We start from the raw sequence: 20,192 nt of genomic DNA on the forward strand, positions 1-20,192 counted from the left end.
TTAAACCAGCCGGCTCTGCTCGACCGCTGCGGCCACGAATGACTTGAACAGCGGATGGGGCTCGAACGGACGCGATTTCAGTTCGGGGTGATACTGTACGCCGATGAACCAGGGATGGTCGGTGCGCTCGACGATCTCCGGCAAGAGGCCGTCGGGCGACAGGCCCGAGAACAGCAGCCCGTTGGCCTCGAGCACCTTGCGGTACTTCATGTTCACTTCGTAGCGATGCCGGTGGCGCTCAGCGATCCGGTTGGTGCCGTAGATGTCGGCCACCCGGCTGCCGCGCACGAGCTGCGCCGGATAAGCTCCCAGACGCATGGTGCCGCCCAGATCGGTGTCCTCGCCGCGCTGTTCCTTGTTGTTGTCCTTGACCCATTCGGTCATCAGGCCCACCACAGCTTCACGGGTCGGGCCGAACTCGGTGGAGCTGGCCTTGGGCAGACCCGCGGTGTTCCGCGCCGCCTCGATGCAGGCCATCTGCATGCCAAAGCAGATGCCGAAATAGGGCACGTCGCGCATGCGGGCGAAGCGCGCCGCGTTGATCTTGCCCTCGGCCCCGCGCTCGCCGAACCCGCCGGGCACGAGAATGCCGTGGATACCCTCGAGATAGGGCGCCGGATCGTCGCGCTCGAACACCTCGGAATCGATCCAGTGGAGCTTCACCCGCACGCGGTTGGCGATCCCGCCATGGGTCAGCGCCTCGGTCAGCGATTTGTACGCATCCTTGAGGCCCGTGTACTTGCCCACGATGGCGATGTTGACCTCGCCCTCGGGCTGATGGATGCGTTCGGAAATCTCGCGCCAGCCATCGAGCTGGGGCGTCGGCGCACCGGTGATCCCGAAGGCGGCGAGCACTTCGGCGTCCAGCCCCTCTTCGTGATAGGCGATGGGCACGTCGTAGATCGAAGCCACGTCCAGCGCCTGGATGACAGCCGACTGGCGTACATTGCAGAACAGCGAGAGCTTGCGCTTTTCCCCTTCGGGAATCGGGCGGTCGCAGCGGATCAGCAGAACGTCGGGCTGGATGCCGATCGAGCGCAGCTCCTTGACCGAATGCTGGGTTGGCTTGGTCTTGAGTTCGCCGGCGCTCGGAATGAACGGCATCAGCGTCAGGTGAACAAAGACCGCCTGACCGCGCGGAAGTTCGTTGGACAATTGCCGGATCGCCTCGAGGAAGGGCATCGCCTCGATGTCGCCCACCGTGCCGCCGATTTCGCAGAGCACGAAATCATAGTCCTCGTTGCCCGAGAGGACGAAATTCTTGATCTCGTCGGTGACGTGGGGAATGACCTGAACGGTGGCGCCCAGATAGTCGCCGCGACGCTCCTTGGTCAGAATGTCCGAATAGATGCGGCCGGTCGTCACGTTGTCGCGCTGGTCGGCCGAACGGCCGGTGAAGCGCTCATAGTGGCCGAGGTCGAGATCGGTCTCCGCCCCGTCGTCGGTGACGAACACTTCGCCGTGCTGATAGGGCGACATCGTGCCGGGGTCGACGTTGAGATAGGGGTCGAGCTTGCGCAGACGCACCCTGTAGCCGCGTGCCTGAAGCACCGCGCCCAAGGCGGCAGCCGCCAGTCCCTTCCCGAGAGAGGATACCACGCCACCGGTGATGAAGACGTACCGTGTCATGGGCTTTCACCTTACAGTTCCGCTCGATGATTCGAAGCGTGATTCTTCAATCGCAAACAAAAAAAGAAGGGGATGTTTCCATCCCCAACTTTCAGGTCTCTAAGGGCCCTTCGATCAGGAGCCCGGTGTGGACTGCGGTTCGGGTACCGCGAGGTCTGCCGGGGCGCCGGAGGCGGGAGCCTCCACATCGGCAGCGGGGGCCTCGATGTCCTGGGCGTCAGCCGCCGGAGCGTCGACGTCCTGAGCCGGCGCCGCCTCTGCAGGGGCTTCGACTTCGGTGGCAGGAGCCTGGACGTCATCGGCCGGCGCTTCGATGCCCTCGGCGGGGGGCACGACGAGGTCGTCATTGGACGTGCCCATCGAATCCAGCGCGTCGAGCACCGAGCCCGGCGTACCGTCACCCTCGACGGCGGAGTCGAGAATCGAGGTGCTGGTCCGCTCGAGCTGGCTCACGACAGTGAGCGCGATGGCCGTGAGCATGAACAGAGTGCCCAGAATTGCGGTCGTGCGCGTGAGCAGATTGGCCGAACCGCGCGCCGACATGAAATTGCCGCCGCCTCCGCCGCCCATGCCCAGGCCACCACCTTCGGAGCGTTGCAGCAGAATAACCACGATCATGGCGACCACGATCAGCAGATAGGCGACAATAAGGACTGTAGCCATGGAAACAGAATATCCTTGGGGTCTGGAATTGGGCGCGTTCTACACGCATTGACACGCAATTGCCAGTCTGGCCCCGGCGTTTTTTCCCTGCCCCGTCAGCAGGCCAGAATTATCGAAAAAAAGTCGTCGGCGTGAAGGCTTGCGCCGCCCACCAGCGCGCCATTGACGTTGGGCGTGCGCAGCACCTCGCCAGCATTGTCGGGCTTCACCGATCCGCCATAGAGAATGCGGACCCCTGCCCCCGACTCGCCCAGCATATCCTCGAGCACTCTGCGGATATGGGCATGCATTTCTGCAATATCTTCGGTCCTGGCCGATTTGCCGGTCCCGATTGCCCAGACCGGCTCGTAGGCGATGACCAGCGACTGGCCCCCTGCCTCACCGGGAATGCTCTCGCGGACCTGCCGCTCGACTACATCGGGCGCGATGCCCTGATCGCGCTGGGCTTCGGTTTCCCCGACACACACGATAGGCACCAGGCCCGCGGCCATGGCTGCCTCGGCCTTTGCCTTGACCAGCGCGCTCTCCTCGCCGTGACCGGCGCGGCGTTCCGAATGACCCAGGATCACAAAGCTGGCACCGGCATCGGCGAGCATGGTGGCGCTCGTGTCGCCGGTATAGGCCCCAGACGCTTCCGCATGGCAGTCCTGACCGCCGAATCGCACCGGCGTCGCCTCGGCCATGCGGACAGCGCGCTCGATCAGCGTGGCCGGCGGGCAGACGAGGATATCGGCGCGCACTTCGCCCGCTTCACCGAGCAGCATCTGCAGCCGCCCGATCTGTTGAAGCGACACGGAGGTGCCATTCATCTTCCAGTTGCCGGCAATCAGCGGGCGCACACCATTATCCATTTTGTCTCCCCGGAACTACAGCTTGCCTCTGCAATACGAATGGCCTAGGACCGTTCTTTCATCACATTGCTCACCGAATGTGTCTATAGCGGGGATCGCGTAAACGCCACACGGTTTGCAGACATTTAAGTGACTGAACGGCTGGCACGAATGGATCACCATGCTCGATAATCTGCGCAATTTCGGTCGTACATGGACCGCCAAGATCCTGCTCGGCGTCCTCATTCTTTCGGTGGCCGGATTCGGTTTGCCCAGCATCTTTCTCGACCTGGGCACCAATACGGTGGCCCGTGTCGGAGAGCAGACGATCTCCGCCCGCGAGTTCGATCGCCTCTATCGCAGCCAGCTCAATCAGTTCTCGGCGCAGACCGGGCAGTCGCCGACCGCCCAGCAGGCCATGTCGTTCGGGCTGCCGGGAGCCGTGCTCGGGCGACTGGCAAACGACGCAGCCATCGATTCCCTCGCCGAGCGGCTCAATGTCGGCGCCGCGGATGCGCGTGTGGCACAGCTCGTGCGGAGCGATCCGTCCTTTGCCGGCGGGCTCGGCGGCTTTGATCGCCAGCAGTTCGAGCTCGTTCTCCAGCAGGCCGGTTATACCGAGAGTGAATTTATCGCGCTTCAGCGCGAAGCCGCCCGCCGTGAGCAGATCGGGGCTGCATTCTCCTGGCTTTCGCTTCCCCAGGCCGCGCGGGAAATCGCGCTTTCTTATGAGAACGACCGCCGGACCATCGAGTTCGTGGAGCTCAACCCCGTGCTTTTCGCCGTATCCGATGAGCCGACCGAGGAACAACTCCAGCAGTTCTACGAAGAAAACAGCAACCGGTTCGTGACTGAGGAAACCCGGGGCGTGAGCCTGATCGTTCTGACCGCCGAGACCCTGGCGGGCAATATCGAGATCAGCGACGCGCAGATCGAGGCCGAATACGAGCGCCTCTCCGCGCAGTTCACCCAGGTCGAGCGGCGCACCGTCCATCAGGTCGCCCTGCCCGATGAGGCCGCCGCCGAACAAATGGCCCAAGCCGCGGGCCAGGGCGAGAATTTCGAGGATGTAGTTGCCGAACTCGGTCTTGATGGCGACGTCGATACCCTCGGCACCGTGGCTCAGGCCGAGTTGAGCGATGCCGGGTTGGCCGATGCGGCGTTCGGGCTCGGAGAAGGTGAGTTCACGGTGATCGACAGCGCTGTCGGTCAGCGCGCGGTCTGGGTGTCCCAGATCGAGCCTGGCGGGTTGCAGCCGCTTGAGGAAGTGCGGGACCAGATCGAGCAGAGCCTGCAGATCGCTCAGGCGGGCGACCTCTATCTCGACGCCTACGACGACATTGAGGAAGCCCGCGCGGCCTTCCAGCCGTTCGACGAGGTGGCAAGCCAGTATGGGCTCGAGGTCTACGAACTTGACCTGACGCGCAATGGCGACGCCCTTGCCGATGTCGCCGGATTGCCCGAAGGCACCGCGGGGACCGTCGTCGAGCAGGTCTTTGGCGCATCCGAGACGGCTAATGTAACCCCTGCGATCAATCTGGGGTCGAACCGGACCGCATTCTTCACCCTCGATGAGGTCGTGCCCGTTCGCGAGCAGGCGCTCGAGGAAGTGCGCGACCAGGTGGTCGCCGCATGGCAGGAACTGGAAACAGACATGGCCATGACGCGCACGGCCGAAGACATGGTTGCAGCCGTAGATTCCGGTGAGAGCCTGCTGACTGTGGCGAGCCAGCAGGGGCTGGTGCCTCAAGCCTCGGCGCCGTTCGACCGGAGCGGCAATGGCGCTGCCAACGTGCCGGCGGGTGTCGCAAGCTCTGCGTTCATGGGGCCGGAAGGCTATGCCAGTTACACGCGCACAGAGGCGGGAGATTTCGTGATCTTCGAAGTCACCGACGTCGTGCCGGCAGAAGCGGCCGGCAACACCGAGATCGAGACGGCCATCTCCCAGAACTTCAGCGAGGCGGTCTATACCGGGCTCGTGGAAGGGCTGCGCCAGGATATCGGGATGCGCATAAACGAGCAGACGCTCAATCGTCTGATCGGTCTCGAATAAGCCGGTGACCTCATGAGTGCTGTCAGTTTCGAGACCTTCGCTTCTGCCTATGACGCAGGTGAGGGTCAAATCGTCTATCGCCGGGTCGTTGCCGATCTGGAGACACCGGTCGGCACCTATCTCAAGCTCGCCGAGGGCCGCACCCACACTTTCCTGCTCGAATCGGTCGAGGGCGGCGCGACGCGCGGCCGCTATTCGATGATCGGTCTCGAGCCCGATCTGCTCTGGCGCGTGGTCGAGGGGCGGGCCGAGATCAACCGCAGGGCATCGACCCATCCCGATGCCTTCGAGGCCCAGGACGGCCAGCCACTCGATTGCCTGCGTGCCCTGATCGCCGAATCCCGGATCGACATGCCTGCCGAGCTTCCTGCCAATTCTGCGGGCGTCTTCGGGTATCTGGGCTATGATATGGTCCGGTTCATGGAACGGCTGCCCGACGATAACCCCGATACGCTCGGGGTGCCTGACGCCTTGATGATGCGGCCCTCCATGCTGGCGGTGTTCGATACTCTCAAGGACGAATTGATCCTCTCCGCCCCTGTCTATCCGCGCGCCGGTGTTTCGGCCCGACACGCCTGGGACGGGGCCCATGAGCGGATCGAAGCGGCCATCGCCCGGCTGGAGAGGCCCCTGCCCCGCACCGAGCCCGTGCAAGCCATGGACAGCATCGCGGTGACGAGCAACACCAGCCGTGAAGCCTATTTCGAGATGGTCGCCGCCGCACAGGATTATATCGCGGCAGGAGACATCTTCCAGGTCGTCCTCAGCCAGCGGTTCACTGCCGATTTCACGCTGCCGCCCACGGCGCTCTATCGCGCGCTGCGGCGCACCAATCCCTCGCCCTATATGTATTTCCTCGATCTCGGCGATTTCGCGGTCGCGGGCTCCAGCCCGGAAATCCTCGTGCGGGTCGACGAAGGGGAAATCACGATCCGCCCGATCGCCGGGACCCGCAAGCGCGGCTCCACGCCGGAGCGCGATCGCGAGCTGGCCGAAGAGCTGCTTTCGGACCCCAAGGAGCTCTCCGAGCACCTGATGCTGCTCGATCTGGGCCGGAACGATGTCGGCCGCGTCTCCAAGATCGGCTCCGTAAAGGTCACCGACAAGTTTTTCCTCGAATACTATTCCCACGTCATGCACATCGTCTCCAACGTCGTGGGCCAGCTCGATCCGGCCTATGACCATATCGATGCGCTCAGCGCGGGCTTTCCGGCCGGCACGGTCTCGGGTGCGCCCAAGGTCCGCGCCATGGAGATCATCGACGAACTGGAAGTCGCGCGCCGCGGCGTCTATGCCGGCTGCGTGGGCTATTTCGGCGCCGACGGACGGATGGACACCTGTATCGTGCTGCGCACGGCGATCCTCAAGGACGGCAAGCTGCACGTCCAGGCGGGTGCCGGAATCGTCGCGGACAGCAAGCCCGAACTCGAGCAGCTCGAATGCGAGAACAAGGCCCGGGCCCTGTTCAGCGCTGCGGAAGAAGCGCTACGCTATGCCGGGCAGGCCAGGGTGGGGCAGTAGCCGATGCGCGTCCTCGTGATCGATAATTACGACAGCTTCACCTACAACCTCGTCCACTATATCGGCGAACTCGGAGCCGAGCCGGTGGTGCGGCGCAACGACGCCATCTCGCTCGACGAGATCGAGGCGATGGACCCCGATGCCATCGTGATCTCCCCGGGCCCCTGCACGCCCAACGACGCGGGAATATGCCTTTCGCTGATCGAACGGTTCGGCGCGGACCGGCCGATATTCGGCGTCTGCCTCGGCGCCCAGTCGATCGGGCAGGTCTATGGTGGCAACGTGGTGCGTGCGCCCAAGCCCATGCACGGCAAGGTCAGCACCATCACCCATGATGGACAAGGTGTATTCCGGGGGCTCAACAGCCATTTCGAGGCGACGCGCTATCATTCGCTGGTGGTCGAGAGCGAGGGGCTTCCCCAGGATCTGACCGTCACCGCCCGGTCCGAGGACGGGCAGATCATGGGCCTGCAGCATCGCGACCTGCCAGTGCATGGCGTCCAGTTCCACCCCGAGAGCATCTCCTCGGAGAACGGGCACGCCATTATCAGGAATTTCCTCACCATCGCCAAGGACTTCAACAGGGGACGCGCCGACTAGCGCGGGAGGAACGCCGTGGACATCAAAGCCGCACTCGACCGGATCGCCCAGGGGCGCGATCTCACCGGCACCGAAATGCGCGATGTGATGAACGTCATCATGTCCGGTGAGGCGACACAGGCCCAAATCGGCGCGTTCCTGATGGGCCTGCGGGTCAAGGGCGAGACGGTGGGAGAGATCGCGGCCGCGGTTTCGATCATGCGCGAGAAGATGGTGCCGGTGCGGGCCCCTGCGGACGCCATCGACATCGTTGGCACGGGCGGGGACGGTGCGGGTACCCTCAACATTTCGACCGGCGCTGCGCTGGTTGTCGCGGGCGCCGGCATTCCTGTGGCCAAGCACGGCAACCGGGCGCTCTCGTCCAAATCCGGGTCCGCCGAGGCGCTTCAGGCGCTGGGGATCAGCCTCGAGCTGAAGCCGGACGGCATCGCGCGCTGCATAGCGGACGCCGGCATCGGCTTCATGTTCGCGCCCAACCACCACCCGGCCATGAAGCATGTGGGCCCGGCGCGCGCGGAAATGGGCGTGCGCACCATGTTCAACCTGCTCGGTCCCCAGTCCAATCCCGCAGGGGTTCGGCGCTATGTGCTGGGCGTCTATGATCGGGACTGGGTCGAGCCGGTCGCCGCCGCGCTGCTGGCCAACCGCGCGCAATCGGCCTGGGTCGTTCATGGCCATGACGGTCTGGACGAGCTTTCGACCACCGGCCCCTCCTTCGTCTGTCAGATCTGGGGCGGCAACCTCACCAGCTTCGAGATCACCCCCGAGGAAGCCGGACTGCCGCGGGCCCAGCTTTCGGACCTCGTGGGCGGTGACCCCGCGCACAATGCCGCCGCTCTCACCCGGCTTCTCGATGGCGAGAAGGGCCCCTACAGGGACATCGTACTGCTCAATGCCGCTGCGGCGCTCATGGTCTCGGGAAAGGCGCGCGAGATCGCGGAGGGCGTACGTTTCGCCGCCGAGGTGATCGACAGCGGCAAGGCCCGCGAAACGCTCGCCAGGCTGGTGGCCGTCTCCGGTGCCGCGCAATGACCGACATCCTGCGCCGCATCGAAGCCTATAAGCGCGAGGAGATCGCGGCCGCCAAAACCCGCCGGCCCTGGGCCGATGTGGTCGCGGCCGCGCACGACCAGCCGCCGCCGCGCGGATTCCTCAAGGCGCTCAAGGCTCGTCGCACGGCCGGCGCCTTCGCCCTGATTGCCGAGATCAAGAAGGCCAGCCCTTCCAAGGGCCTGATCCGGCCCGATTTCGATCCTCCGGCGCTCGCGAGGGCCTATGCCGAGGGCGGCGCCGCCTGCCTCTCGGTTCTGACCGACACCCCGTCCTTTCAGGGCCAGCCCGACTATCTCGGCGCGGCGCGCGATGCCTGCGATCTGCCGGCCCTGCGCAAGGATTTTATGTTCGAGACCTATCAGGTCGCCGAATCGCGGGCCTGGGGCGCGGACTGCATCCTGATCATCATGGCGTCGGTGACCGACGACGCGGCCCGCTATCTGCTCGATTCGGCAGCCGAATGGGGCATGGATGCGCTGGTCGAAGTCCATGACGCAGCCGAAATGGAGCGCGCATTGGCGCTCGGCGCCGGCTTTATCGGCATCAACAATCGCAATCTGCGCACTTTCGAGGTCAGTCTGGAGACCACCGTGGAGCTGGCACGCATGGTGCCGAAAGACCGGTTCCTTGTGAGCGAGAGCGGCTTGTTCACCCGCGATGACGTGCTGTTTCTCGAGCGCGAGGCCGGCGTGGGGGCGTTCCTCGTCGGCGAAAGCCTGATGCGCCAGGACGATGTGGCTGCCGCCACGCGCGATCTGCTGTTCGGCAGGGGATGAGCGCCATGTCCCGGCTTCCCCATATCGATGAAAAGGGCCGCGCAAACATCGTCGATATCGGCGGCAAGGACGAGACAATCCGGCGCGCCGTCGCGCGGGCCGATCTGATCTGCTCTGCCGAGGTGGCCAGCGCCATTCTCGCGGGCGGACTCCAGAAGGGTGACGCGGTGGCCGTTGCCAGGGTCGCGGGCATCATGGCCGCCAAGAAGACCTCCGAATTGATCCCGCTTTGCCATCCGATCGCGCTCACCAAGGTGACGCTCGATATCGGTCCGGGCGATGCTGACGGGATGGTAAGCGTCGAGGCCATTGCCCAGACCACCGGACGCACAGGGGTGGAAATGGAAGCGATGACAGCGGCTTGCGTTGCCTGTCTCACGCTCTACGACATGGCCAAGGGGCTCGACAAGGCGATGACCATCACCGATGTCCGGCTGATCGAGAAAACCGGCGGCAAGTCCGGCGACTTCCGCCGCGCCGATCCATGATCTCGCTGGAAGAGGCCCTGGCGCGTATCGCCGCCCTCGTCTCGCCGCTCGGCACGGAGACGCTGCCCGTTGGGCAAGCCGCAGGCCGCACGCTCGCCGAAACCATCACCGCTGTCACCGACAATCCCCCTTTTCGCTCCAGCGCCATGGACGGCTACGCCGTTCGGTCTGAGGACGTTGCCGATGGCGCGCGCCTCGTCCGGGTCGGCCAATCCCAGGCTGGCGCACGCTATCGAGGCGCGATCGCTGCGGGCCAGTGCGTCCGCATCTTCACCGGGGCGCCTGTTCCGGACGACGCCGATGCCGTGGTGATGCAGGAAAAGACCACCCAGGACGGCGGCGCGGTGATTTTCTCCCAGCCTGTGGCGCCGGGCAACAACATAAGGCCCCGCGCCAATGATTTCGCGTCCGGCGACGGTCTGGCCTCGGCGGGCGATATCCTCACCCCTGCCCGCCTGGCGCTCGTCGCCGCCGGCAACCGGGCCGAGGTCTCGGTGGGCCGTTTGCCGTCGCTGTGTCTCATGGCCACCGGCGATGAGCTCGCCGCGCCGGGCAGTGCTCTCGGGCCCGATCAGATCGTGGGGTCCAATTCCATTGGGCTTGCCGCGCTTCTGGCGGCGCACTGCCGGGACGTGACCGATCACGGCGTGGCTCCCGACGACCGGGCCGTGCTCTCGGCCCGGATCGGGGCGATCCTCGAGACAGCACCCGATGTCGTGGTCACCACCGGCGGGGCCAGCGTGGGCGAGCACGATTTCGTGCAGGACGTTCTCGCCGAGAACGGCGTCGAACTCGATTTCTGGCGCATCGCCATGCGTCCGGGAAAGCCCGTGATGGTGGGGCGCAAGGGAACAACGCTCGTCTTCGGGCTTCCGGGCAATCCGGTTTCCGCGCTGGTGACTGCGCAGGTGCTCGTCATCCCGGCGCTGGTTGCCATGGCCGGCGGTCGACCGTCCGTTCCCATGCGCCTGCCGCTGGCGCAGGCTCTGGCCCCCAATGGGCCGCGCCGGCATTTCATCCGGGCCCGGATCGTGCATGACGGCCCGGGGTGCTCCCGCGTGGCCCCGACCGGGGAGACCGACAGCGGGCATCTCTCATCGCTCGCGCTCTCGGACGCGTTGATCGTCCAGCCCGAGAATTGCCCGGGCCGTCAGCAAGACGATGTCGTCGATGTCATGTTGCTTTATCCGGCCCGATAGACAGACCGATCCTGAACAGTCCGAGCAAGCCAGGTGGAACAGACCGCAAACCTTCCCGCAGGGTGTGCGATTCACTTGCGGAACATTTGCGGAACATGTACAAAGGTTCAATATTTGTTCCGATTCGACTGGCTGGGAGAGGTATCCCGCAATGCTGACGCGCAAGCAGCACGAACTCTTGATGTTTATTCACGAGCGGATGAAGGAGGCGGGTATTCCGCCTTCCTTTGACGAGATGAAGGAAGCACTGGACCTGAAGTCCAAGTCAGGGATCCACCGGCTGATCACGGCGCTCGAGGAGCGCGGTTTCATTCGCCGGTTGCCCAACCGGGCGCGGGCGCTCGAAGTGCTCAAACTGCCCGATTCCATGAACCCCTCGCTCGGGGGGCGCAAGGCCAGGTTCGAGCCCAGCGTCATCGAGGGCAATCTCGGCAAGGTTCCGCCCAAGCCCATCCATGCTGCCAACGATGCAAACCAGTCGGTTGCCGTGCCCGTCATGGGCCGTATCGCTGCGGGCACGCCCATCGAGGCAATCCAGACCCATTCTCATTCGATATCGGTGCCGCCCGAAATGCTTGGCAGCGGCGAGCACTACGCGCTCGAGGTGCGCGGGGATTCGATGATCGACGCGGGCATTTTCGACGGAGACACCGTGCTGATCCGCAAGCAGGATGCAGCGGGCAATGGCGAGATCGTGGTCGCGCTCGTCGATGACGAGGAAGCAACGCTCAAGCGCCTGCGCAAGCGCGGCAACGCCGTGGCGCTCGAGGCCGCCAACCCGGCCTATGAGACCCGGATCTTCGGGCCTGACCGCGTCAAGGTTCAGGGGCGTCTGGTCGGCCTGATGCGCCGCTACTGATCGCGGCCGGTACTGGCAGGCGCGCTAGAGAATATCCTGTTCTGATTGAATCAGATCAGGAACTCTAAGTCTTTGATTTGTCGCGTTTCCGAACCGGAAAAGTGTTTCCACTTTTTGTGGCAACGCTCTAGCGCGGCGCTATCCGCCACGGTCGGCTCTCGTCCTCTATAGCCCTCGCGATGGTGAAGGTGCCGCGCTCGGGCTCCCATCTGAGGACATGCACGCCGCCGACCGACAGATCGGTCTGGTCAACCACCTGGGTGGTTTCGCGGCACTGGCTTGGCGCTGGTATGCGCGTGACGACGATATCGGCGACCGCGCAGTCCTCGTGGAAGGCCATGACGTTTTCAACGAGTGCCAGCGTGAAGCCCTGTCCCGAGACGAAGATGCAGCCGATCGCGTCGCACCGCATCTCTTCTGGTCTCGCCCCGATCGGCTCCATATAGCGCTCCGACCATATGGTGGGGGCGAATGTGTTCGCCCTGCCCGCGATGAGAGCCAGCCCCGGGGCATGGCGTGCCGCGAGAGCCTGTGTCCCGTCCGCGATGATGATGTCGGGCCGCGACGCCGTGCCGAATAGCACGATCACCGGCAGCGCCACGATGGTCCCCCAAAGGCGTATCCGGCTTCGGAAGAACGCGAGCCATCCGAGCGCGAAAAGCCCGGCAACCAGTGCGACCGGCGTCAGGATCGGGGCCGGATCGAACCCGCCGCTCATGGATCGCACGGCGTGCGCGCACCAGAGCACGGCCTCGATGGCCTTGCCCATGATCGCGAGCGGCACCGCCTCCAGTCCGAGCGGCATGAGCAGCATGGCGATCAGCGCCATGGGCATCATCACGAAGGTCACGAGCGGCATCGCCATCAGGTTGCCCAGCAGCCCGAAGGGCGCGGTCTGCTGGAAGTGATAGGCGGTGAACAGCATGGTCGCTGCACCCGAAATCAGGCTGGTCATAGCTATATCGAAGAACAGACGGATGACGCCATTCCGTGGCGAAAGGCGTTTCTCGCGCGTCCGGCGCGCCAGCTCAAACGCCGCGATCAGCGCGATGACCGCAGCAAAGGAGAGCTGGAAGCTGGCGCGGAAAATGCTGGCCGGATCCACGGCGATCAGAATCAGCGCCGCTATGGCAACGTTGCGCATGGTCAGGGCCTGCCGTCCGAGCACGACGGCGGCAAAGACCAGACACAGCATGATTGTGGCCCGGATCGCCGAGACGCCCATGCCGGAAATCACCAGATACCCCAGCGCCACACCGATCGCACCTGCAGCGGCGATGCGCTTGGCGGGAATGCGCTGTGCCAGCCTGTGGGACACAACCAGCCCGTATCGCAGCGCGGCAAAGGCCGTGCCGGCGACAAGGCTCAGGTGCAGCCCCGAAATCGCCAGCACGTGTGCGAGGCCGGCACTGGCCATGACGGCCCGGTCTTGTTCATCGAGTCGCGACTGGTCCCCGGTGATCAGGGCCGCAGCGATACCCCCGATCCGGTTGCCCAGCACTTCGACGATGCGTTCGGTGATCGTCGTGCGCAGGCGGGCGACCATCGTCTCCCAGCCGCCGGGCGCCCTGGAAAGGAATTGTATCTCGGGGGTGGCAAACAGGGTGCCATAGGCGCCGATGCCGTCGAAGTATCCGGCGAACTGGGAATCGAACCCGCCGGGCACGACCGGTCCGGGTATCGGATAGAACCGCATGCGGCCGGTGAACCTGTCGCCCGGCGCCACATCGAAGCTGCCGCTCACCGCCAGCCGCGCGCGCCGGATGGCCGGGTCGGACCAATCCTCGTGGGCCACGATCTCCGATACGATCCAGCGCTGGCTGGCGCCGTCATCGAAAATGACCTGGTCGATACGGGCATCGAAGGTGCCGTATCGCGACGACTCCAGCATTCGGGTTCCGCCCAGCGTGCCGTGCAGCGGCAGGATGGCAAAGCCGATCCAGCCCGCCAGCGCCAAAACGATGATCCTGTGGACGAAGGGCCTCGACAGCGTTGTCAGAAACGCGAGCCCGAGGGCAACGAACCCTGCGACATATAGAACCGCATCGGGCTCTGCCGGTGCGATCCGGTAGGCGATGGCGCCCGCGATCGCGGCAAACGGGGTGAGCGCGATCAGGCGGCGCTGCTCGACCGCATGCACCGTCTCCCGGTGCAAAGCCGCCAATCCGCCGCCTATCGCGGTCCTGATCGTGCCCCTTAGGGGCGCAGACCGGCGCCGCCAGTCGCTCCCGCTCGCCGCCCCCTCGGTCACATCCACGGCCACCCTTGCGCTTGAGGATTGCTATGATACACACGGCGCGCACGAATTCCCAAGGTTTCAGCCGATGTCCCAGCCCGTAGTCACCCGTTTTGCGCCCTCTCCGACAGGCTTCCTCCACATCGGAGGCGCCAGGACCGCTCTGTTTAACTGGGCGTATGCGCGCAAGACCGGCGGCAAGATGCTGCTGCGCATCGAGGATACCGACCGCGAACGCTCCACCCAGCCCGCAGTGGCCGCCATTCTTGACGGTCTGAGCTGGCTCGGGCTCGACTGGGACGGCGAGCCGATCTCCCAGTTCTCGCGCGCCGATCGCCATGCCGAGGTGGCCCGCCAGCTTCTGGACCAGGGCAAGGCCTACAATTGCTACTGCAGTTCCGAAGAACTCACGCGGATGCGCGAGGAAGCGCGCGCCGAGGGGCGACCGCCCCGCTATGATGGCCGCTGGCGCGACCGCCCTGCGTCGGACGCCCCCGCAGGCGTCAGCCCGGTCGTGCGCATCAAGGCGCCGCGCGAGGGTGATATCGTCGTGCACGATCACGTGCAGGGCGAAGTGGTGTTCAAGGCCGAGAACCTCGACGATTTCATCATCCTGCGCTCGGATGGCACGCCCACATACATGCACGCCGTCGTCGTCGATGATCACGACATGGGCGTGACCCACATCATCCGTGGCGATGATCATCTCACCAACGCCGCCCGGCAGATCGTGATCTACCAGGCCATGGGCTGGACGGTGCCGGAGATGACCCACATCCCGCTGATCCATGGCCCGGACGGCGCAAAGCTCTCAAAGCGCCACGGCGCGATGGGCGTGGAATCCTATAGGCAGATGGGCTACCTCCCCGAAGCGCTGCGCAATTATCTCGCGCGGCTGGGCTGGGCGCACGGGGACGACGAGATATTTTCCACTGAACAGATGGTCGAGTGGTTCTCGCTCGAGGCGCTCAACAAGGGCGCTTCGCGGTTCGATTTCGTCAAGCTGGGCAATCTCAACGGCAACTACATCCGCGCCGCAGAGCCTGCCCGCCTCTATGATGTCATGGTCGATACCGCGTCGGAAGTCGGCCGGAACTCGGACTATCTGGGGCTGGTCAACTCCAGGGACACGGTCCTTGCGGCCCTCCCCGACCTGCAGCCGCGCGCCAAGACGGTGCTCGAGCTCATCGACCTGGCGCAGTTTATCTATGACCAGCGCCCGCTGGCCATGGACGAAAAGGCGGCCGCCCTGCTCACTCCCGAAACCCGCGAGCATCTTGCCGCCCTGCGCACGATCTTCGGGGCGATGGAGGACTGGAGCGTTGAGGCGCTGGACGGCGCGGCGCGGTCCTATGCGGCCGAGAACGATCTGAAACTGGGCAAGATCGCGCAGCCCCTTCGCGCCGCGCTCACCGGGCGCACCGTGTCGCCGGGGGTGTTCGAGGTCATGGTGCTGATCGGGCGCGAAGAAGCTATGGCCCGCCTCGATGACCAGGTGGCCCTCGCCCGGCAATAGTTCTTTGGTCTTGCCCTATACGTCAACTTCTATGACTTTGTTGCATGCCGGTGTTAAATCGGATACCGAAAGGCAGCATTTCTAGAAGGCAATGATACGGGCCGGGGCAGCCGCTTTTCGCGGGTGAGCATGCCGGTCCCGGTGTCCGGGAGGCAGCCATGAGCGACAAGACAGCCAAACTCACGATCGGTGATGACAGCTACGAATTTCCGGTGCTTTCGGGCACTGTCGGTCCCGACGTGATCGACATCCGGTCCCTTTACGGACAGACGGGCCTGTTCACCTACGATCCCGGCTTCACCTCCACGGCGGCCTGCGATAGCGCCATCACCTATATCGACGGCGACAAGGGCGAGTTGCTCTATCGCGGATACCCGATCGACCAGCTTGCCGGCCAGAGTTCCTATCTCGAAGTCTGCTACCTGCTGCTTTATGGGGAGCTTCCGACGGCGTCCGAGCTTGCCGACTTTTCCACGCGCGTGACCCGTCACACCATGGTGCACGAGCAGATGCACTATTTCTTCCGGGGCTTCAGGCGCGACGCGCACCCCATGGCGATCATGACCGGCGTAATGGGGGCCATGGCTGCCTTCTACCACGACTCCACCGATATCTCAGATCCGGTGCAGCGCGAGATCGCATCGATCAGGATGATCGCCAAGACCCCGACCATCGCCGCAATGGCCTACAAATACTCGGTCGGCCAGCCTTTCGTTTATCCGCGCAATGATCTCGATTACGCGGCCAACTTCCTGCACATGTGCTTTGCGGTGCCGGCAGAGGATTACAAGGTCGATCCCGTGGTGGCCAAGGCCATGGATCGCATTTTCACCCTGCACGCCGATCACGAGCAGAACGCCTCGACCTCCACGGTGCGCCTGTCCGGGTCCTCCGACGCAAATCCTTTCGCCTGCATCGCAGCCGGCGTGGCGTGCCTTTGGGGCCCTGCACACGGTGGCGCGAACGAAGCGGCGCTGAACATGCTGCGCCAGATCGGCTCGGTCGACCGGATCCCCGAGTTCATCGCGCGCGCCAAGGACAAGAACGACCCCTTCCGCCTCATGGGCTTCGGCCATCGGGTGTACAAGAACTACGATCCGCGCGCTGCGGTCATGCAGGAATCGGCCCGCGAGGTGCTTGATCTGCTTGGCGTGGAGAACAACCCCACCCTGCAGGTCGCTCAGGAACTCGAGAAGATCGCGCTGAGCGACGAATATTTCGTGGAGCGCAAGCTCTACCCGAATGTGGATTTCTATTCGGGCATCATTCTGGACGCGGTCGGTTTCCCCACCTCCATGTTCACCGCCATCTTCGCGCTGTCGCGCACGGTCGGCTGGATCGCGCAGTGGAAGGAAATGATCGGCGATCCGCAAAAGAAGATCGGTCGCCCGCGTCAGCTCTATAACGGCGCGCAGGCACGCGACTACGTCGGCATCGACCAGCGCTAGCGCATATCCTGTTCTGATTGAATCAGAACAAGAACTCTAAGTCTTTGATTTGTCGCGTTTCCGAACCGAAAAAGTCTTTCCACTTTTTCTGGAATCGCCCTAATCGCCAGCGCGCGCCAACACGCGATCGGCGGCACGATGCAGGGGCGCCTCGGGCGCCCCTTTTTCCATCTGCTCGCGGATTTCGGCAAACCCCTGCACCTGAGCCCGCAGCGCTTCGGGGTCTTCGACCAGCGCCGTGAGTGCATCGCCCAGAACGTCTGCATCGCCCTCGCCCACAAACAGGTGTTCGGGAACCAGATTCCGCTGGGCTATGATATTGGGCAGTCCCACATAGCGGGTGGTCGCGGTCTCGAAGTGCTTCGCCTGGGCGGGTTCGGCCACGTAGGTGATGAGGTGTGGAACGCCGGCGACCGCCAGTTCGAGGGTCGCCGTCCCACTCACGCAGACCGCCGCGAGCGCCTCAGCCATGGCGGACCGTCGGGCCAGTTCCCCGGAAATGGCACGCACGGAAACAGGCCAGCCAGCAAGTTCTTCTTCGATCCGCTTCAGGTTCTGCCGGGTTGTGGGCACGATGAACTCGGACACCTGAGCGTGGTCCGCCAGCCGGATCGCCAGAGTGCGCATCATGGGCAGGTGGCGTCGCAACTCGCCGCTGCGGCTGCCGGGCAGGAGCAACAAGGGCCCGCGTTCGGCCGTACCGGTCCGCATGGGAAAGCGCGCAAGCGCGGGATGGCCGACATAAGTCGTGGGCGGGCCGTCGAGCTGGAGCATGGCTGCGGGCTCGAAGGGCAGAACGCTGAGCACTTCATCGTAAAGCGGGTTGATCGCCTTGGCCCGCTCGGGCTTCCAGGCCCAAACCGATGGCGCGACATAGAGCAGAATCGGCCTGTCATAGCCGAGCGCCCGCAGGCCCTTGGCCACCACCTGGGAGAAGACCTGGGAATCGATCAGCACCGTGACGTCCGGTCGCGTGCGGCGCACGGTGCGGATGATATCGAGCGCGCGCCAGAGAAGCCGCGGCAGGCGGACGATCACGTCCGCATAGCCCATGACCGAAAGCTGGTGCATGGGGAAAATCGGATCGAGCCCATGCTCGATCATCGCCTCCCCGCCAACTCCCACGATCGAAACGCCGTCATGGGCCTGCAGATCGGCCATAAGACTCGCGCCGATCCGGTCGCCCGAAGCCTCGCCGGCGAGGATGAAAATGCGGGTCACGAGGATCAGGACCCAGCCGCAGGGCTGTCCGCGAGCCCCACCAAAGCGATTCCCGCCTTATCGGCGGCGGCAATGGTCGCATCGCGGTCGATCAGCAGCGTGCGGCCGGCTTCGATCACGATTCCCGATATCCCGGCTTCGATCGCTCCGGAAATCGTGTGGGGACCGATGGCCGGCAAGTCCACATGCAGGGGCTGTCCGGGCTTGGACGTCTTGGCGAGCACGAGGGATGCCTTGCCGTCTGCGACAAGTCCCCGGATCCGGAACTGCGCGCAGCGCTCGAGCAGCGCATCGGTGCCTGCGATGTCCTCGGTGGCGATCACTCTGCCCCCGGAAACCACCAATGCCTGCCCCAGATCGAGATCGCCGGCCCGGCGTGCCGTGACGAATGCGAACGCCATGGTGCGCTCAAGATCGGCTGTCGGGTTCGCTGCTCCGATCGTTCCATGCGGCGCGAGCAGTCCGGCCACGATCTCATGGACCCCGATAAAGGGAATGCCCAACATCTTTAGGAGGTTGGCCCCCAGCTGGGAAAGCCTGGAGTCGCCCTTGTTCCCGGAATCCTTGCCGTCGGCCGCGAAATCCGAGAGGGTCTCGCGCTGGTGGTCGGACATGTGCATGCCGCCAACGGCGCAGACATGGGTCGCCCCGAAACCCTTGATGGCGCGCAGCACCTGGTCGGGCCGCGAAATCCTGATCGGAAACGGCGTGTAGCGTTCGAGATCGTCCCTGGGGTGCAGGCAAAGCACCTTCACCGCCCAGCCCGCCTCCAATGCGGCCTCGATGGCCAGCGGCGGCAGAGCGCCAGATCCTACGACCAGCGCCAGCCGGCCCGGGGCGGTCATTGCTCCGCCCCGGCTCCGTTGCGGGGCATGCACAACGAGCGTTCGGAGGGCTTGCGGATGAAGTTGATGACCTCTTCGACCAGCGTCTGGCCGGTGAAGATCTCGGCGGCATCCTCGATCCGTTCGCGCAGCGTGCCTTCATTTGAAAAGATCATGCGATAGGCGGCCCGCAGCGCGTGGATCGACTCACGGTCGAACCTGGCACGCTTGAGGCCAACGAGGTTCAGCCCGCCGAGATAGGCCCTGTTGCCGAGGACGGACCCGTAAGGGATCACGTCGTTGTCAACGAAGGTCATAGCGCCAATAAAGGCGTGGGCGCCGATGCGAACGAACTGATGGACGCCACAGAGGCCGCCGAAGCGGACGTAATCGTCCACCACGCAATGGCCGGCGAGGCTCGCCTGGTTGGCCATCACCACATTGTTGCCGACCAGGCAGTCATGGGCGATGTGTACGCCCACCATCAACAGGCAGCGGTTTCCGACCACGGTCTGCATGCCGCCGCCTGCGGTGCCCGGATTGATCGTCACGTACTCGCGCAGCACGCAATCGTCCCCGACCGTGACCGTGCTCGGCTCGCCTTCGTATTTCAGGTCCTGGGGCGGATGCCCGATCGAGGAAAACGGGTAGATCTTGGTACGCGCACCAATTCGGGTGCGGCCATCGATCGATACATGCGAGATGAGCGTGACCCCTTCCCCCAATTCGACCGAGTCGCCGACCATGGAATACGGGCCAATGGTGACGTTGTCGCCGAGCTTGGCGTCGGGCGAAACGATCGCCGTGGGATGAATCGTCGTGGTCACGAGGCTTCCTTGACGATCATTGCACCGATTTCCGCTTCCGCAACCACCACCCCATCAACGATCGCACGCGCCTGATAGCGCCCCACGGTCTTGCGGCGGTGAATTTTCTTGATGTGGTACTCGAGCCGATCCCCAGGCTTGGCGGGCTTGCGGAACTTCACATTGTCGATGGTGAGCAGGTAGACGATATGCTTTTCGCCGGACTTGTTTTCCAGGTTGATCACGATCGCGCCGGCCGTCTGGGCCATGCCTTCGATGATGAGCACGCCCGGGAAAATCGGTTCGCCAGGAAAGTGGCCGAGAAACTGGGGCTCGTTATAGGTCACATTCTTGATGCCGATGGCCGAATCGTCCCCGTCGATCTCGATGATCTTGTCGATCATCAGAAACGGATACCGATGCGGCAGCGCGGCGAGAACCCGGTCGATCTCCATGGTGGATAGCTGCTT

At 64.3% G+C, this 20,192-nt stretch carries 18 protein-coding genes; 10 read left to right on the forward strand and 8 right to left on the reverse strand.

All coding sequences use genetic code 11. The features are described from left to right. The 3 genes from EO136_RS06385 to tpiA form a co-directional block, all read right to left on the reverse strand. On the reverse strand, positions 1 to 1,629 hold the full coding sequence (locus tag EO136_RS06385; RefSeq protein ID WP_127143623.1) for a CTP synthase: 1,629 nt from the start codon (positions 1,627 to 1,629) through the stop codon (positions 1 to 3). A gap of 114 nt (positions 1,630 to 1,743) precedes the next feature. After that, positions 1,744 to 2,292, reverse strand: coding sequence for a preprotein translocase subunit SecG (gene secG / locus EO136_RS06390; RefSeq protein WP_127143624.1), 549 nt, complete (start codon positions 2,290 to 2,292; stop codon positions 1,744 to 1,746). Positions 2,293 to 2,387: 95 nt separating this feature from the next. Then, positions 2,388 to 3,143, reverse strand: a complete 756-nt coding sequence (tpiA, locus tag EO136_RS06395; RefSeq protein WP_127143625.1) for a triose-phosphate isomerase — start codon at positions 3,141 to 3,143, stop codon at positions 2,388 to 2,390. A gap of 160 nt (positions 3,144 to 3,303) precedes the next feature. On the opposite strand from tpiA, the gene EO136_RS06400 reads away from it, so the two are divergent. The 8 genes from EO136_RS06400 (at position 3,304) to lexA (ending at position 11,671) form a co-directional block, all read left to right on the forward strand. Further along, entirely contained in the window at positions 3,304 to 5,175 is a 1,872-nt protein-coding gene (locus EO136_RS06400; RefSeq protein WP_127143626.1) for a SurA N-terminal domain-containing protein, read from the forward strand. Between the two features lie 12 nt (positions 5,176 to 5,187). Then, complete coding sequence (trpE, locus tag EO136_RS06405; RefSeq protein ID WP_127143627.1) at positions 5,188 to 6,696, forward strand: anthranilate synthase component I; 1,509 nt, start codon at positions 5,188 to 5,190, stop codon at positions 6,694 to 6,696. 3 nt (positions 6,697 to 6,699) lie between these two features. Continuing rightward, positions 6,700 to 7,296 (forward strand): anthranilate synthase component II, encoded by a 597-nt coding sequence (locus tag EO136_RS06410; RefSeq protein ID WP_127143628.1) that lies wholly within the window; start codon positions 6,700 to 6,702, stop codon positions 7,294 to 7,296. A 15-nt stretch (positions 7,297 to 7,311) separates the two neighbouring features. Further along, positions 7,312 to 8,328: an anthranilate phosphoribosyltransferase gene (gene trpD / locus EO136_RS06415; RefSeq protein ID WP_127143629.1), complete on the forward strand. Its 1,017-nt coding sequence runs from the start codon at positions 7,312 to 7,314 to the stop codon at positions 8,326 to 8,328. Further along, entirely contained in the window at positions 8,325 to 9,125 is an 801-nt protein-coding gene (gene trpC, locus EO136_RS06420; RefSeq protein ID WP_127143630.1) for an indole-3-glycerol phosphate synthase TrpC, read from the forward strand. Before trpD ends, trpC begins: the two co-directional genes overlap by 4 nt. A gap of 5 nt (positions 9,126 to 9,130) precedes the next feature. Further along, on the forward strand, positions 9,131 to 9,613 hold the full coding sequence (moaC, locus tag EO136_RS06425; RefSeq protein WP_127143631.1) for a cyclic pyranopterin monophosphate synthase MoaC: 483 nt from the start codon (positions 9,131 to 9,133) through the stop codon (positions 9,611 to 9,613). Further along, positions 9,610 to 10,812, forward strand: coding sequence for a molybdopterin molybdotransferase MoeA (locus EO136_RS06430; RefSeq protein WP_127143632.1), 1,203 nt, complete (start codon positions 9,610 to 9,612; stop codon positions 10,810 to 10,812). The genes moaC and EO136_RS06430 overlap by 4 nt, the downstream gene beginning before the upstream one ends. A gap of 151 nt (positions 10,813 to 10,963) precedes the next feature. Next, positions 10,964 to 11,671, forward strand: coding sequence for a transcriptional repressor LexA (gene lexA / locus EO136_RS06435; RefSeq protein WP_127143633.1), 708 nt, complete (start codon positions 10,964 to 10,966; stop codon positions 11,669 to 11,671). A 127-nt stretch (positions 11,672 to 11,798) separates the two neighbouring features. Here the strand turns inward: lexA and EO136_RS06440 are convergent, their stop codons facing one another. Next, a complete protein-coding gene (locus EO136_RS06440) occupies positions 11,799 to 13,835 on the reverse strand; it encodes a ComEC/Rec2 family competence protein (protein ID WP_164730469.1) in 2,037 nt (678 codons plus the stop codon). A 160-nt stretch (positions 13,836 to 13,995) separates the two neighbouring features. Here EO136_RS06440 and gltX point away from each other — a divergent pair, with 160 nt between their 5' ends. After that, positions 13,996 to 15,423: a glutamate--tRNA ligase gene (gltX, locus tag EO136_RS06445; protein WP_127143635.1), complete on the forward strand. Its 1,428-nt coding sequence runs from the start codon at positions 13,996 to 13,998 to the stop codon at positions 15,421 to 15,423. 158 nt (positions 15,424 to 15,581) lie between these two features. Continuing rightward, a complete protein-coding gene (gene gltA, locus EO136_RS06450; protein WP_127143636.1) occupies positions 15,582 to 16,871 on the forward strand; it encodes a citrate synthase in 1,290 nt (429 codons plus the stop codon). Positions 16,872 to 16,970: 99 nt separating this feature from the next. Here the strand turns inward: gltA and EO136_RS06455 are convergent, their stop codons facing one another. Genes EO136_RS06455 through fabZ form a run of 4 tightly spaced genes read right to left on the reverse strand, consistent with a single transcriptional unit; the run spans position 16,971 to position 20,177 of the window. Continuing rightward, positions 16,971 to 18,092 (reverse strand): lipid-A-disaccharide synthase, encoded by a 1,122-nt coding sequence (locus EO136_RS06455; RefSeq protein ID WP_164730470.1) that lies wholly within the window; start codon positions 18,090 to 18,092, stop codon positions 16,971 to 16,973. A gap of 5 nt (positions 18,093 to 18,097) precedes the next feature. Further along, on the reverse strand, positions 18,098 to 18,937 hold the full coding sequence (locus EO136_RS06460) for an LpxI family protein (protein WP_127143638.1): 840 nt from the start codon (positions 18,935 to 18,937) through the stop codon (positions 18,098 to 18,100). Next, entirely contained in the window at positions 18,934 to 19,743 is an 810-nt protein-coding gene (gene lpxA / locus EO136_RS06465) for an acyl-ACP--UDP-N-acetylglucosamine O-acyltransferase (protein WP_127143639.1), read from the reverse strand. Before lpxA ends, EO136_RS06460 begins: the two co-directional genes overlap by 4 nt. Further along, positions 19,740 to 20,177, reverse strand: coding sequence for a 3-hydroxyacyl-ACP dehydratase FabZ (gene fabZ / locus EO136_RS06470; protein ID WP_127143692.1), 438 nt, complete (start codon positions 20,175 to 20,177; stop codon positions 19,740 to 19,742). The genes lpxA and fabZ overlap by 4 nt, the downstream gene beginning before the upstream one ends. Positions 20,178 to 20,192: the final 15 nt, after the last annotated feature.

The sequence above is a fragment of the Pelagibacterium montanilacus genome, assembly GCF_003992665.1.
Classification (GTDB): Bacteria; Pseudomonadota; Alphaproteobacteria; order Rhizobiales; family Devosiaceae; genus Pelagibacterium; species Pelagibacterium montanilacus.